14 protein-coding genes and 1 pseudogene are annotated in these 15,680 nt (G+C 42.9%); 1 reads left to right on the top strand and 14 read right to left on the bottom strand.

Features of this window, described 5'->3' with window-relative positions; genetic code table 11:
- Nucleotides 1-423: 423 nt before the first annotated feature.
- On the bottom strand, nucleotides 424-1,032 hold the full coding sequence (locus tag IPK86_01055) for a 4'-phosphopantetheinyl transferase superfamily protein (protein ID QQS16813.1): 609 nt from the start codon (nucleotides 1,030-1,032) through the stop codon (nucleotides 424-426).
- Nucleotides 1,033-1,263: 231 nt separating this feature from the next.
- On the opposite strand from IPK86_01055, the gene IPK86_01050 reads away from it, so the two are divergent.
- Complete coding sequence (locus IPK86_01050) at nucleotides 1,264-1,644, top strand: RidA family protein (protein QQS16812.1); 381 nt, start codon at nucleotides 1,264-1,266, stop codon at nucleotides 1,642-1,644.
- 58 nt (nucleotides 1,645-1,702) lie between these two features.
- On the opposite strand, the pseudogene nuoN reads toward IPK86_01050, so the two are convergent.
- The 13 genes and pseudogenes from nuoN to IPK86_00985 form a co-directional block, all read right to left on the bottom strand.
- Nucleotides 1,703-3,192, bottom strand: a pseudogene (nuoN, locus tag IPK86_01045) (NADH-quinone oxidoreductase subunit NuoN).
- An 8-nt stretch (nucleotides 3,193-3,200) separates the two neighbouring features.
- Entirely contained in the window at nucleotides 3,201-4,697 is a 1,497-nt protein-coding gene (locus IPK86_01040; GenBank protein ID QQS16811.1) for an NADH-quinone oxidoreductase subunit M, read from the bottom strand.
- Nucleotides 4,687-6,702 carry an NADH-quinone oxidoreductase subunit L gene (nuoL, locus tag IPK86_01035; protein QQS16810.1) on the bottom strand — a complete coding sequence of 672 codons (2,016 nt, stop codon included), beginning with the start codon at nucleotides 6,700-6,702 and terminating at the stop codon, nucleotides 4,687-4,689. The genes IPK86_01040 and nuoL overlap by 11 nt, the downstream gene beginning before the upstream one ends.
- Nucleotides 6,703-6,720: 18 nt before the next feature.
- Nucleotides 6,721-7,029: an NADH-quinone oxidoreductase subunit NuoK gene (gene nuoK / locus IPK86_01030; GenBank protein ID QQS17021.1), complete on the bottom strand. Its 309-nt coding sequence runs from the start codon at nucleotides 7,027-7,029 to the stop codon at nucleotides 6,721-6,723.
- Nucleotides 7,020-7,652, bottom strand: coding sequence for an NADH-quinone oxidoreductase subunit J (locus IPK86_01025; GenBank protein ID QQS16809.1), 633 nt, complete (start codon nucleotides 7,650-7,652; stop codon nucleotides 7,020-7,022). Before IPK86_01025 ends, nuoK begins: the two co-directional genes overlap by 10 nt.
- A 9-nt stretch (nucleotides 7,653-7,661) precedes the next feature.
- Nucleotides 7,662-8,141 carry an NADH-quinone oxidoreductase subunit NuoI gene (gene nuoI / locus IPK86_01020; GenBank protein ID QQS16808.1) on the bottom strand — a complete coding sequence of 160 codons (480 nt, stop codon included), beginning with the start codon at nucleotides 8,139-8,141 and terminating at the stop codon, nucleotides 7,662-7,664.
- 18 nt (nucleotides 8,142-8,159) lie between these two features.
- Nucleotides 8,160-9,212, bottom strand: a complete 1,053-nt coding sequence (gene nuoH, locus IPK86_01015) for an NADH-quinone oxidoreductase subunit NuoH (GenBank protein ID QQS16807.1) — start codon at nucleotides 9,210-9,212, stop codon at nucleotides 8,160-8,162.
- Between the two features lies 1 nt (nucleotide 9,213).
- A complete protein-coding gene (locus IPK86_01010; GenBank protein QQS16806.1) occupies nucleotides 9,214-11,577 on the bottom strand; it encodes an NADH-quinone oxidoreductase subunit G in 2,364 nt (787 codons plus the stop codon).
- Nucleotides 11,578-11,589: 12 nt separating this feature from the next.
- On the bottom strand, nucleotides 11,590-12,894 hold the full coding sequence (nuoF, locus tag IPK86_01005) for an NADH-quinone oxidoreductase subunit NuoF (GenBank protein QQS16805.1): 1,305 nt from the start codon (nucleotides 12,892-12,894) through the stop codon (nucleotides 11,590-11,592).
- On the bottom strand, nucleotides 12,894-13,367 hold the full coding sequence (nuoE, locus tag IPK86_01000) for an NADH-quinone oxidoreductase subunit NuoE (GenBank protein QQS16804.1): 474 nt from the start codon (nucleotides 13,365-13,367) through the stop codon (nucleotides 12,894-12,896). Before nuoE ends, nuoF begins: the two co-directional genes overlap by 1 nt.
- Complete coding sequence (locus tag IPK86_00995; GenBank protein ID QQS17020.1) at nucleotides 13,367-14,617, bottom strand: NADH-quinone oxidoreductase subunit D; 1,251 nt, start codon at nucleotides 14,615-14,617, stop codon at nucleotides 13,367-13,369. Before IPK86_00995 ends, nuoE begins: the two co-directional genes overlap by 1 nt.
- Complete coding sequence (locus IPK86_00990; protein QQS16803.1) at nucleotides 14,610-15,206, bottom strand: NADH-quinone oxidoreductase subunit C; 597 nt, start codon at nucleotides 15,204-15,206, stop codon at nucleotides 14,610-14,612. The genes IPK86_00995 and IPK86_00990 overlap by 8 nt, the downstream gene beginning before the upstream one ends.
- Entirely contained in the window at nucleotides 15,203-15,679 is a 477-nt protein-coding gene (locus tag IPK86_00985; protein QQS17019.1) for an NADH-quinone oxidoreductase subunit B, read from the bottom strand. The genes IPK86_00990 and IPK86_00985 overlap by 4 nt, the downstream gene beginning before the upstream one ends.
- Between the last annotated feature and the right edge of the window lies 1 nt (nucleotide 15,680).

The raw sequence follows: 15,680 nt of genomic DNA, 5'->3' as shown, positions 1-15,680 counted from the left end.
GACCTTGGATCATAAAAAATTTATAGGTTACTTGTTTTTCCAAATTAAAAAAACGAAGAATAAAGTAAGAAAGGTCAATAGGTAAGATAACGCGTATTTATAAGCATAAAGCAATAGAAGGGATGGTGATTTTTATTTGAATAGTTGACTGTAGTTACCATCTCTGATGAAAGCGATGGTGTTTTTTCTCAAACTTATAAAGAAGTAATGCATCACCACCAACATAGCCTTCACCTATACCCTGCCATTCACCCTTTAATTCGTGATCCTACGGATACTGATTCAAGTGACTCAGCATTGTCAATAAGTTTTAACATAAACTGATTTAGCCTAGACAAATCAAACTGGCCAGACCTTAATAGTCTGTGCCAGACTTCTTCAAATATCACTAACGTGCATCAGCTGGCTATATTACAAAACATATTATGTAGGAACTGAATCGGTTAGCGTAACCAGATGCAAAACAAGGCGCACCGGACAAAGTGACCATGCGCCATGCGCATAGTTTTCATCATACCAACTTTGCATATTGCCTGTTACAGGATTTTTCAGACCCGCTTTATAGCGGGCTTCTTTTTCCAGCCACAACCTATAAAACGCATTCATTTGTTGGATATCGGGTAATGATACTAACCAACGATATTGCTGTGCATTAAAAGTACGGCGCGCAATAGCCAAAAAAGGTCGATTGGATTTTTTGTATTCGCTATCAATGCCTAATGTTCCCCGATCACTAAAGGCAGCCGCCACATAATGATGGCTATGTGTAATGCTTGTGGCACACCGTAAATCAGTACTTAAATAAAGATGCCCAAATGGATGAATCGCCATATCCGTTAGAGCTATCGCATAACCCGCTTTTTTTGCTGCTTGTTGCAACAATAATCGACCAGCAATAAATTGTGCTTGGCGTAAAGGATGGGTCATCGTCTTCAACCGCAAGCGATCACTTTGAGATAAAGCCTTGCGCTTTTCTAACAGAAAATCGTAATGGCCATCAAGAAAAGCGTAGCAATATTGGACTGTAAGCATGTGCGCTGCACAAAAAAGTATAGGAAAGCCTATCCTTTGACAAAAGATACCATTCCATTTGGCTAGGCATTAATACATTAACGATGCATTGTAAGGGTTTTAATGAATGGATGGTAAAATGCTGAGTAATGTACGGTAAGATTGACCTATTTTATGCAACGTAGTACGCCTGCTCAATAGGATAAAACCTGTTGAGCGGGCAATAAACATGACACTTTAGAGGATAGATCCATGAAAAAAACTATTTCTACTCCTAATGCTCCAGCCGCTATTGGCCCTTATTCTCAAGCCATTGCTTGTGGTCATTTGCTCTTTACGTCCGGACAAATTCCACTTTCTGTTACAACAGGCGAAGTGGTGCTAGGTGGCATCGCAGCACAAACCGAACAAGCACTTAAGAACCTTCAAGGTGTTCTAGAGGCAGGTGGTGCTTCTTTTAGTAGTGTGATTAAAACAACTTGCTTTCTAGCCGATATGGCTGATTTTTCAGCATTTAATGAAGTGTACAAAAACTTCTTTGGTGATGCTTCCCCTGCCCGTTCCTGTGTTGCTGTAAAAGATCTCCCTAAGGGTGTGTTAGTCGAAGTTGAAGCCATTGCTTTACGCAGTTAACGTATAAAAACCAGTGACATACCCAATAGCAGTATTGGGTATGTCATGCTTCAACAACTTAAAATGACAGCGCAAAATTGCTTGTTTGCATGACAGCCAAACAAATATCCATTAAAGCATTCGGTAAAATTCCCAGTAGCAAAACAGCCAGCGCATTGACTGATAAAGCAATCTGCATACCCAAATTCACACGAACTGGCGATGTTTTCGTTGTGCTGCTATCCATGTAAATACATTTCACAATGCGTAAATAGTAAAAGGCACCGATCAGAGACATGGTCACAGCATAAACAGCCAGACCTGTTAAATCAAAAGGAAGATCAGGCAACTGTAGCCCTACCACGGAACGAATCACGCTGAATTTAGCGTAAAAACCGACCATCGGTGGAATACCGGCCATAGAAAACATCATGAATAATAAAAGGAGTGCATACCAGCTATTGCGTTGATTAAGCCCCTTTAAATCTTCCAGCGTTTCGCATTCGCTTGTTGCTGTGGATAAAGCAAGTAACACACCAAAAACACCTAGCACCATCAAAACATAGGTCACTATGTAAAAGCAGGCAGCAGCATAACTGATTGGTGTTTTGCCCATAAATCCTAGAAGCAAAAATCCCATATGAGCGATGCTTGAATAAGCGAGCATGCGTTTCACATTTGTTTGTGCGATAGCTGCAATATTCCCAATCGTCATGGACAAAACAGCAAGGATTACTAGTAGCATTTGCCAATTGATCGGTATGCCATCTAGCAACTCCATCCATAACCGAATCATAAAACCTATAATGGCTAACTTTGGTGCCGCACTAATCATCAGGGTAATTGATAAAGGGGCGCCGTGATACACATCAGGTACCCACATATGAAAAGGCGCAGCACCCAATTTAAAGGCAAGACCGCAAAGTATAAACACAACACTCAAAGCCAGTAAGGTCGGCTCGTAAGATGAAACGGCAATCTGTTCAAATAAGTGATGTAAATAAAGAGTGTGCGTGGCCCCATAGAACATAGACATACCATAGAGCAAAAGCCAGAGGCTAAGGCACCTAGCACAAAATATTTAATGGCTGCTTCAATAGCCAGACGGGCAGTGTATTGAAAAGCAATCAGGGTATAAAGGGCTAATGACAAGATTTCAAGGCCGATATACGCAACCAGTAAATGTGCTGCGCTAACCATAACATTCATCCCCAGTAGCGCAAAAAGAGCCAATACCAGATATTCGCCCCGCAAGAGCTGGCGACTTGCCATATAAGGTTTGGTATAAAGTAATACGCCAGCTGTTGCAATATACATGGCCAACTTCAAGTAAGTAGACAATGCATCAACCACAAACATATCGGAAAATAAATAAATGGGAGCTGGATATTGCGCAAAGACCCAATACTGTAATCCTGCGCATATGGCAATATTTAAAAGCGACAGTCGGTAAATCCAAGGCTGCTGTTTTTGAGGATAAAACACACTTAACAAGAGTAATACGAGTATGGCACCACTTAGCCATAATTCAGGCAGTGCAGGTTGTAAAAGTAGGTTTGCCCAAGTCATCGCAATTCCTAAAATTTAGGTTGATTCACATGGTGAATCAATTGATCAATTGTAGGATGGATTGTATTGGCCAACAGTTGAGGATATAGACCCATGCCTAGGATGGCCACAGCTAAACAGATTAAAATCCATAATTCACGTGCATTAACATCTTTTAATTGGGCAATTGATGCATGGATCACATCCCCAAAAATCACGCGCTTATACAGCCACAATGTATAGCCTGCACTCAAGACCACAGTGGTACCCGCAAGACATCCTATCCAAAAATGGGTTTGTACCGCCCCAATAAGGATCATCAATTCCCCAACAAAACCAGCGGTACCTGGTAGCGCTGTATTGGCCATCACAAAAAGCATCATGAACGATGCAAAAATTGGCATCGGTTTTGCAACACCACCATAATCTTGAATTTGACGAGAATGCGTACGGTCATACAAAACACCAATGCCCATAAATAAAGCTGCGGACACCAACCCATGCGAAATCATTTGCAACAATGCCCCTTCTACGGCCCAAGTATTTAAATGGCCATCTGCAAATAGAAATAAACCCAAAGTAACTAAACCCATGTGTGAAATCGAAGAGTAAGCAATCAGTTTTTTCATATCGGTTTGTACGAGTGCAACGAAGCCAATATAAATGACCGCAATGAGGGATAAAGCAACCATCAGTGGCGATAACAAACGGCAAGCATCCGGCAAAATCGGCAGCGCAAAACGCAAAAAACCGTAAGCGCCTATTTTTAAAGTAATAGCCGCTAGAATCATTGACCCACCTGTTGGAGCTTCCACATGCGCATCGGGTAGCCAAGTATGTAAGGGCCACATTGGCACTTTGACAGCAAAAGCCAGAAAAAATGCAACAAATAATAAAACTTGGGTAGACAGTGGCATATATAAACGCTGCCAAGCAGCTAAATCAAAACTATCTTGTGTTAGTTGGTATAAGTAAATCATAGCCACTAACATCAATAAAGAACCAAGCAAGGTATAAAGAAAAAATTTAAAAGCCGCATAAATGCGTTGCGAACCGCCCCATACCCCAATGATCAGGTACATAGGAATCAGCATGGATTCAAAAAAGACATAAAAAAGCAAAGTATCCAGCGCTAAAAATACCCCATTAATTAGGCCAGACATAATCAAAAAACACGCCAGATACTGTGCAGCGTGATGAAAGGTCGTACGCCAATTTGCCCATACCACGATTAAAGTAATCAAACTATTCAGAAGCACAAGTATTAGCGAGATACCATCTACACCCAAGTGATAGTTGGCATGAATCGCCTCAATCCAAGGGCGGATTTCAACCCATTGCATGGAGCCTTGTAAGGGATCAAAAGTAAAATAAAGCAGGACTACACCAATAAAACTCAAGCATGCACTGGCCAAGGCAAATAGCTTCATATATCGGCTCAAACAGCCTAGCCTATCAATCACAAGCGTTAATACACCAAGCAATATAGGCATCCAAATAATTAGACTGAGTAATTTATCGTACATAACCGCAGCCAAAAATATAAGTCAGTAACGTCAGTACACCAACGATCATCACTAGCGCATAACGGGGCAAAAAACCTGTTTGTAATTTTCTCATGAGGTCGGCACAACGGTGAATCATGGCAGCACTACCGTTAACCAGTAAACCATCAATGAGGCGTATATCTCCCCATTGCCATAACCTTTTGCCTAACCATTGGCTACCTTGAGCGAAGACCGCAAAGTAAAGCGTATCAATATAATATTGACATGTTAGTAATCGGTATAGCCGATGGTAAGTGTGACTGATTTTTTCGGGGATTTTTGGTTGTTTGATATAGCATAACCAACTTACACCAATACCCAGTACAATCAAAAAACTTTGCGGGCTTATTAGGCCGTGTAACCCCATTGTCCACGATTGATGAAATCGCAAGGAGAGCATTTGTAGCGCAGGATGCAGTGCATCATTCACATAAATAGCCGTCCCAAAAAACGGTTGATGTAGCAACAACGGCAGGCCTAAGTAACCAATCACAGTAGCTGGAATTGCTAATAGAATCAGCGGAAGTTTCATTGACCAGCCCGGCTCATGTGGCTGATCGCTTGTTTGGTCAAAACACATGGTGACTGGGCTAGTAGGCATTACAAAGTGCTGCCAACGGGCTTTGCCATGAAACACCATGCAATACATGCGACCCGTATAAAGTGCAGTAACAAGTACACCAAGCATCATACAACCCCAAGCAAAATGAGCGGCTGGTAAATTCGAATACTGTAAGGCCTCAATAATTATCTCTTTTGAGAAAAAACCTGAGAAAAAAGGTGCCCCCATCAAAGAAAGCGAACCGAGTAAAAAAGTTGCCCAAGTAATCGGCATGTAACGACGCAAATTACCCATGTTGCGCATATCTTGTTCATGATGCATGCCCGTGATCACAGCGCCTGCCGCTAAAAATAATAAGCTCTTGAAAAAAGCATGTGTTGCCACATGAAATATCGCCATAGAATAAATCGAAGCTCCCAGTGCAACCGTCATATACCCAAGCTGAGAGAGCGTTGAATAAGCAATCACGCGCTTAATATCCTGCTGCACAATACCCAAGATTCCCATAAAAAGTGCCGTGATGCTACCCACAATCAGCATGACATTCAATGCAGTATCCGATAATTCAAATAATGGGCTTAGGCGCGATACCATAAAAATACCTGCTGTGACCATGGTGGCAGCATGGATGAGCGCAGAAATTGGTGTTGGTCCTTCCATAGAATCAGGAAGCCAAACATGGAGCGGAAACTGTGCCGACTTTGCCATGGCACCCACAAATAGCAACAGGCAAATAACAGTCAAGAGCGACCAATGAACATGGGGGATCAGCATAATGGATAGACCCTGTAATTGCGGAGCTATCGCAAAAACATGTGCATAATCCAACGCACTACCACAATGGGTCGCAATCAACCCTATGCTCAACAAAAACCCTAAATCCCCTACGCGATTGACAACAAATGCTTTGAAACTTGCAAAAGTTGCGCTATCGCGCTTGAACCAAAAACCAATCAGCAGATAAGAAACAAGACCTACGGCTTCCCAACCAAAAAATAGCTGGATGAAATTATTGCTCACAACAAGCAGTAGCATAGCAAAAGTAAAAAGGGATATATAACTAAAAAACCGCTTGTATCCTGGGTCTTCTGCCATATAACCTATGGAGTAAACATGTACCATCAAACTGATTGATGTCACCACAGTACACATGAGCGCTGTTAATGGGTCAATTAATAAGCCCATTGAAAAACGCCAATTGTTGACCGTCAACCAAGTATAAAGATCATAGTTTGAGGATATGCCTTGCCCAGTAACAAAATAATACAATAGATAAAGCGATAGCAAAGTAGCTAGTGCAACCCCTGCAATCGCTATCCCGTACACCACTTGACGAGGCATGATCCAGCCCAATAGACCAATTGCTAATGCACTCAGTAAAGGCAATAAAACAATCAACAAGCAAACAATCATCATCAACAATCGCTCAAAAAAGATAAGTTAGCCTTTTAATTGACTAATTTCCTCTGTGTGGATCGAAGTGGAACGCCGAAACAATAAAACGACAATAGCCAATCCAATGGCAAGCTCAGCTGCTGCAACAGTTAGGGTAAATAATACAAATATTTGCCCGGCAAAATCTGATAAGTAATAAGCAAAGGCCAAAAAATTAAAATTAACAGCAAGTAGCATCAGTTCAATAGCCATGAATAAAGCAAGCATGTTGCGCTGATTTAAAAAAATACCCAATACGCTCATCACAAATAAAAGGGCGGCGAATACTAAAAAATGTGTCAGGGTTAACATGATGTTTCCTCCGTCTGATCGGCTTTTGCAGATGGAGCATGTCTCAAATTCACTTTATATATACGATCTTGGCGATTAACTTTGACTTGCTCGCTAGGCTGATTTGATGGTTTAGCAGTCGGCAAACACTGCATAGACAATGTAATGGCTGCAACCATGGCCAATACCAATAATAACGATACCAATTCAAAGGGTAAAAGATAAGTGGTATAAAGTTGCGTGCCCAAAATTTGTGCATTGTTGCTGATGAACAATTTTTCCTGCATTGCATCAATTGTGGGTGATTTAACTGTCATAAAGATAAGTACCAACTCGACGACCATGATGAACGCAACTAGCAAAGCGAGCCGAGCATGGCGCCAAATTGACAAGCGCATTTTTTCGATTTTGATATTCAGCATCATGACAACAAATAAAAAAAAGACCATCACCGCACCCACATAAATAAGCAGTAAAACAATCGCTAAAAATTCGGCTCGCAGCATCACCCATAACCCGGCACTAGAAAAAAAAGCTAATATCAAAAATAAAACAGCATGTACAGGATGATGCGTTGTAATTACGCGCCAAGCAGAAAGTAACGTAACAGCAGACAATAAATAAAATATGATCAGCGGCAACGACATAGTTGCTTTCTATTTATAAGGTGCATCTTTTGCTTTGATTGCTGTAATATGCGCTTCATACACATCCCCAATGGCCAGTAACATCGGTTTGGTATAATACAGGTCTTCAGGTTTTTCGCCATGATATTCAAAAATATCCGTCTCAACAATAGCATCCACCGGACAAGCTTCCTCACAAAACCCGCAAAAAATACATTTGGTCAGATCAATATCATACCTTGTGGTACGACGTGTCCCATCAGCGCTTTCTTCCGATTCAATGGTAATCGCTAGCGCTGGGCAGACAGCTTCACATAACTTACATGCAATGCAGCGCTCTGCACCATTAGGATAGCGCCGTAGGGCATGTAGACCACGGAAACGGGGGGATAATGGTGTTTGTTGTTCCGGATATTGAATGGTAATTTTCTTTGTAAAACAATAACACAAAGTCACCCACAGGCCCCGAAAAAGCTCAGTGAGAAAAAAGGTTTTAAAAAAATTTTTCATATCCCTCCCGTGAGCAGGCTAAATCAACTGATCACGAAATAGCCACACCCCAATTACAACAAGCCAAATTAACGTAATGGGGATAAATACTTTCCAACCTAAACGCATAATCTGATCGTAGCGAAAACGCGGTAAAGTTGCGCGGATCCATAAAAAACCATATAGCAAGCCACTGACTTTAAGAGCCAACCAAAAAAAGTGGGGCGCACCAATAAACGGTATTGTGCTGGGAAAAGGCGAAAGCCAACCGCCTAAAAACACCAGAGCACATAAAGCTGATACTAAAATCATGTTGGCATATTCAGCCAAAAAGAACACCGCAAAGGCCATACCCGAATATTCGACATGAAACCCAGCAACAATTTCTGATTCGCCTTCTGCTACATCAAAAGGCGCTCGATTGGTCTCAGCCAATCCTGCAATGAAATACACCAAAAATAAAGGTAATAAAGGCAACCAATTCCACGCTAAACAGGATCCACTGCCCATGCCCAATATACCAACCTGTTGTTGTGCCACAATGTCCACTAAATTAAGAGAGCGGGAAACCATCACAACACCAATCAAGGCAAATCCCATAGCTAATTCATAGGAAATAATTTGTGCGCCCGCTCGCATGGCTCCCAAAAAAGCATATTTGGAATTAGCGGCCCAGCCTGCCATAAGGACGCCATAGATACCAAATGAAGTAATGGCCATTACATAAAGTAAGGATGCGTCAATATTCGCCAAAACCAACTGATTGGTAAACGGTATGACAGACCAAGCAGCCAACGCTGGCATAATTGACAAAGCCGGAGCAATTAAAAACAAAAAACGATCCGCTGCAGAAGGCACAATAATTTCTTTTGTCAGCAACTTTAACCCATCTGCCATAGGCTGCAATAAACCGAACCATCCGGTACGATTGGGCCCAAAACGCAACTGCATAAAGCCAATGATCTTGCGCTCAGCTAACGTCAAATAAGCCACGCAACCCATCAAAGGAGCCACAATGGCAGTAATTTTGATGAGTGTCCAGATAAGATAAGCGATATCTTGACCCATATAAGCGCTTAACAGAGCTTCCATATTAGTGGTTTCCCACAATAATGGTATCAAATAGCCCACCCAACAAACTAGTCTTAGGATGAGCGCCGGGCAACTGCAACGTTTGTTGTGGTACTGCTTCATCCAGTTGTAGCGTCGTTAAAACCGTTTCACCAAGTTGTGACACCGCAATGATGGCATTATGCGCCAAGGCCAGTCTCGCCGCTGTTGTCGGATGCATTGTAGCAACTGGCGGCATGGCAGGCGTTGTTTTTTGCAAACTGGATGCGCGTCGCGTAATAGCATCAACATGATACATCGGTATTTCACCAATACGTTCTAATTGGTTGGATAACGGCGTAGCAGCTCGCTCAACAACAAGTTCGGATAACATATTGTTGAGTGTTGTGCAATCAATATTGCCAAGTGACAGCCATTCTGCACGAACCGCCTCAGCCGATGTATAGCTAAACGCTGGTAAATTAAATTGGTTCGCCAATATCTGTAAGACTTGCCATCCAGCTTTCGAGTCACCTAGTGGTGGCACTACTTGATTAAAAGATTGCAGATCACCGCCCATATTAACAAAACTACCAGCCGTTTCGGTAAAGGGGCAAATTGGCAACAGTATGTCTGCACTATGGAGCAATCCATCTCCCTTAAAGGCTGTACAAGCGACCACCAACTCGGCCTGTTTAAGAGCGGATAACGTTAAAGCGCTGTTATAGGTATCGGCTTCGGGCTCAAGATGAAAAAGAAAATATACTTTCTGTGGCACAGACAACATTTGCATGTTGTTAAGACCTGATCTAACAGGACTAAAAAATGGACCATGAGTAGGTATAGCCCCCACTAACTCCGCCCCAACACTATTACCCGCTTCGCTTAATAAACCATGCGAAAAGCCACCAACCCGTGCAATTTCTTGGGTAAGCGATAACAGTTGTGCAAAGGCTGGGTGGTGTTGCGCTGCTTGCCCAAGCAATAAAACAGCATGTTGGTTAAACAAACTACTTGCAATCTGTTGAGCTTGCTTACTGGGTAACACTGTTAATAAATCACATGGACTGGTTTGATGAGTCAGAACAAGTAATGCCTTGAGCACTTCGGCAAGTAAATAAACCAATTGACTTGGCGCCACAACGACCTGCTCTACTAGCGAACACCGCCAATCTTCTTTAACACAATGGATGCTGCTTAATGCGCAGCCCTGTTTAGCGAGTTGTCGCAAACGTGCTGCCAAAAGGGGTTGCTCGCTTCGTAGCGTTGCCCCAATCGTCAAAATAGCCTTCGCTTGGCTCAAGTCAGCAATGGGCATGCCTAACCACAAAGCCCCTTGTTGATGCTGGTCACTACGAAAATCACTACGCCTTGGCCGACTGTCAATATTATCAACACCCAATTGACGAAATAGTTTTTGTAATAAATAAAGTTCTTCGCAAGTTGACATCGGGTGCGCAAGTACACCAACTGTCTCTTTGCCATGATTAGCGATGAGGCGAGTAAAATGCGTTTTGATATCACGCCATGCTGTGAACCAATCCACTTCAAACCACTGACCATCTTTTTTAATCATGGGCGTTTTAAGACGATCTGGGCTATTTAACCCTTCATAGGAAAAGCGATCCCTATCGGATAACCAACATGTATTAATTGCATCATTTTCAAATGGTAAGACGCGTTTGACTTGGTGTTGATGCACTTGAACAATCAGATTGGAGCCCAGTCCATCATGAGGCGCAACAGATTTTCTGCGCGATAATTCCCAAGTACGCGCATGATAGCGAAATGGCTTGGAAGTTAACGCACCAACCGGACATAAATCAATAATATTACCAGCAATTTCTGAATCAAGTGGGCGGTTAAAAAAGCTGGTGACTTCAGCATGCTCAGTACGATGAATAATGCCGATCTCTTGCAATCCAGCGATCTCATCTAAAAACCGTACGCAACGCGAGCAATGAATACAACGGGACATTTCTTCTGCAGCAACCAAAGGACCCATTTCTTTGCCTTTGACAGTCCGTTTTTCCTCTGTATAACGCGAAGCGCTTTGCCCGTAACCAACCGCTAAATCTTGTAATCGACATTCGCCACCCTGATCACAAATAGGGCAATCTAAAGGGTGATTGATGAGTAAAAATTCCATCACGCCACGCTGTGCCATGATCGCTTTGTTAGAATGGGTTTGAACTTTCATGCCATCAACAACAGGTGTTGCGCAAGCAGGTAGTGGTTTGGGTGCTTTGTCAACATCCACTAGACACATGCGGCAGTTCGCTGCGATAGATAGCTTTTTATGATAACAAAAATGGGGAATATATTTTCCGATAGCACAAGCCGCCTCAAGCACAGATGACCCCTCTGAAACCGTTACTTTTTGACCATCGATCTCTATTTCAGGCATAGCAACCTCTAATCACCGATCAAATGAAGGCCAATCATGTTGTTTGATATGATCTTTGTGGTGGATATGGTATTCAAATTCATCGCGAAAATGCTTCAGAAAACTACGAACAGGAAAAACCGCTGCATCCGCCAACACACAAATGGTTCGTCCGGCCATATTATTGCCAATGGTATCTAATAACAACAGATCTTCTAAACAGCCTTGCCCGTGCTCAATACGATGGATAATACGATATAACCAACCAGTTCCCTCACGGCACGGCGTACATTGGCCACAGGATTCTTCATGATAAAAGTAGGCTAATCGCTCTAGCACTTTAACCATACAAGTTCCTTCAGCAATAACGATCACTGCCCCAGACCCAAGCATGGAACCAGCCTTTGCAATGGCATCATAATCCATATTAAGATCCATCATGATCCTGCCAGGTAATACTGGAGAAGAAGAGCCACCAGGAATAACAGCTTTAAGTGGTCGATCACCCTTCACTCCACCTGCAAGAGCCAATAAATCAGCAAATGGTGTACCTAGTGATACTTCATAGTTACCAGGTTGACTCACATGACCTGACACAGAAAATAATTTCGTCCCACCGTTGTTAAGTATACCGCGCGCTAAGAAAGTTTTGGCACCATCACGGATGATAAATGGTATCGAAGCGAATGATTCAGTATTATTAACTGTAGTCGGTTGGCCATATAAACCAACACTAGCAGGAAAAGGCGGTCTAAACCGAGGCTGCCCCTTTTTTCCCTCAATCGATTCAATTAAAGCTGTCTCTTCTCCACAAATATAAGCACCATAACCATGGTGTGCATATAGTCGAAAAGAAAAGTCAGCGCCCAAAATATGGTCGCCCAATAATCCTGCTTCATTGGCTTCTGCTAGCGCCTCTTCAAACCGCTCATACAGTTCAAAAATTTCGCCATGGATATAGTTGTAGCCAACCTGGGCACCCATTGCATATCCCCCAATGATCATGCCTTCAATCACCGCATGCGGGTTGTATGTCAAAATGTCCCGATCTTTGAACGTACCAGGCTCTCCCTCATCCGTATTGCATACAATATATTTTGTGCAAGCAGTTTTAGGCATGAAGCTCCATTTTAATCCAGTCGGAAAACCTGCGCCTCCTCGACCCCGTAACCCAGAAGCTTTGACTTCTTCAATGACCGCATCCGGCAACAAAGGTTGTGTTATTATTTTTTGTAGTGCTTGATAGCCCCCTCGTGCACGGTAGGCTGCCAAGCGCCAACATGCTGGGTCTTGCATATTGACTGATTCAAAAATAATGCCCGGTACCCATACTGCCATTATTCAAGTTCCGTTAGTTTTTTATCAATTGCCTCTGGCGTCATCAAACCACATAATTGATGGTTATTAATAAGCATAACTGGTGCATCGCCACAAGCGCCCATGCACTCACTTTCCAAAAGGGTAAATTTACCATCTGATGTAGTTTCGCCAAACCCAATATTCAGTTTCTTTTTTAGGTAATCGGCGGCCTGAACGCCTCCTTGCAATGCACAAGATAAATTCGTACAGATCGTCAGGGTATAGCGACCAACAGGATGCAAGTAGTACATATGATAAAAAGTGGCTACTTCATGCACCGCAATAGGCGGCATCTGTAAATAATCTGCAATACATTGAATCGTGTCCTGATCCAACCAACCTTTTTCAGTTTGCGCAATACGTAATGCTGACATCACAGCACTACGCTTAGCGCTAGAAGGATATTTAGCAATTTCCTGATCAATTTTCGCAAATGCTTGTTTGGATAACACTAGCGATCCACCTCTCCAAAAACAATATCCTGCGTACCAATAATAGCAACTACATCAGCAATCATATGCCCACGTACCATTTCATCCAATGCCGACAAATGCACAAATCCTGGTGGTCTAATCTTAAGCCGGTAGGGTTTATTTGCGCCGTTAGATATTAAATAAATACCAAATTCGCCCTTTGGGTGTTCGGTGGCAACATAAACTTCACCCTCTGGTACATGCATCCCTTCCGTGAACAATTTAAAATGGTGGATCAACTCCTCCATCTTATGGTTTAACGTATGACGTGGTGGTGGCACAACCTTATAGTCATCCGTTATCACGGGTCCAGGATGCGCACGCAACCACTGAACGCATTGCTTAATCAAGCGATTCGATTGGCGCATCTCTTCAATTCGCACCAAATAGCGATCATAGCAGTCTCCATTTTTGCCAACAGGAATATCAAAATCTAAGGCTTCATACACTTCGTAGGGCTGCGTTTGACGGATATCCCAAGCTATATTGGAACCCCGCAACATGGGTCCTGTAAAGCCAAGTTGTAAAGCACGCTCAGAAGAAACAACGCCAATTCCGACTGTTCTTTGTTTCCAAATGCGATTGTCAGTCAATAGTGTTTCATATTCATCCACACAACGCGGAAAACGCTCAGTAAATGCCTCAATAAAATCCAGCAATGAGCCTTGGCGGTGTTCATTGCGTTTTGCAGTTGCATTCGCACTACAAAATTTTGCCTCGTATTGAGGCATGGTATCCGGCAAATCTCTGTAGACACCACCGGGTCTAAAATAGGCAGCATGCATTCTCGCACCAGATACCGCTTCATAACAATCCATTAAATCTTCGCGTTCTCTAAAAGCATAGAGAAAAATCGTCATCGCGCCAATATCAAGACCGTGAGAACCGATCCACAACAAATGGTTAAGAATACGCGTTATTTCTGCAAAGAGGACACGAATGTATTGAGCGCGTATTGGCACGGCCACCCCTAACAGTTTTTCAACCGCTAAGCAGTAAGCATGCTCATTGCACATCATGGAAACATAATCCAATCTGTCCATATAAGGCAAGGCTTGGATAAAGGTTCGCTGCTCAATTAATTTTTCTGTGGCACGATGCAGTAATCCAATATGGGGATCGGCTTTTTTAACAACCTCACCATCTAGCTCTAACACCAGCCGCAATACCCCATGTGCCGCTGGATGCTGAGGACCAAAATTAATCGTGTAGTCGCTGATATTAACCACCGTAATTTTCCTCACGAAGGACATGCGGTGTTAATTCGCGGGTCACAATACTCACAGGTCGATAAACCACTTTTTGCTGTTCAGCATCGTAATGCATTTCAGCATAGCCAGAAATAGGAAAATCCTTGCGGAATGGATAACCAATAAATCCATAATCAGTCAGGATACGCCGTAAATCAGGATGACCCTCAAAAATAATGCCGTACAGATCAAAAATTTCTCTTTCAAACCAATTGACGCTATTCCATACCTCAACAAGAGAAGGCAATACAGGGTGCGCATTATCCTCAGCAAATACCCGCAACCGTAATCGATAATTATGACGAATGGACAGAAGGTGGGCAACAGCAGCAAAGCGTCGATTACGAGCTAATGGATGTGGGTAATCTTGGTAATCAACACCACAAATATCTACGCATTGCTCAAAAGCAAGCTCGGGATCCTCTCTGAGACGTAACGCAACCGCCTTACTCTCAGTACTCAAACAGGTGAGCGTCAGTTCGTCCAATGCACGCACCAAGACTATTGGTTTGTCAGATAATTTGGACTCTAAGCGTTGCTGGAGCAACAAGAGAGTTTCTGAAGTCATGACCCATCTGAGCGGATAATTGTGGCCGTACGTCGAATCTTATTTTGCAGCTGTATGATACCATAAATCAACGCTTCGGCAGTGGGTGGGCAACCCGGCACATAAACATCTACAGGCACAATTTGGTTACAGCCACGCACCACAGAATAAGAATAGTGATAATATCCGCCACCATTTGCACAAGATCCCATAGAAATGACCCAGCGTGGCTCGGCCATCTGATCATATACTTTTCTTAGGGCAGGAGCCATTTTGTTACATAACGTTCCGGCGACAATCATTAAATCAGCCTGCCTTGGGCTCGGGCGAAATAACATGCCAAATCGATCCAAATCATAGCGCGCAGCACCAGCATGCATCATTTCAACAGCACAACAAGCTAAGCCAAAAGTCACTGGCCACAACGAACTTGTACGCGCTAAATTAAGTAGCGTATCCACTGAGGTCACAATAAACCCCTTACCTTGAGCCATT

This window comes from Neisseriales bacterium, from assembly GCA_016699915.1.
Taxonomy (GTDB): Bacteria; Pseudomonadota; Gammaproteobacteria; order Burkholderiales; family Q3-R57-64; genus Q3-R57-64.
The sequence above is the reverse complement of the archived record's forward strand: the minus strand, read 5'-3'. Positions and strand labels throughout refer to the sequence as shown.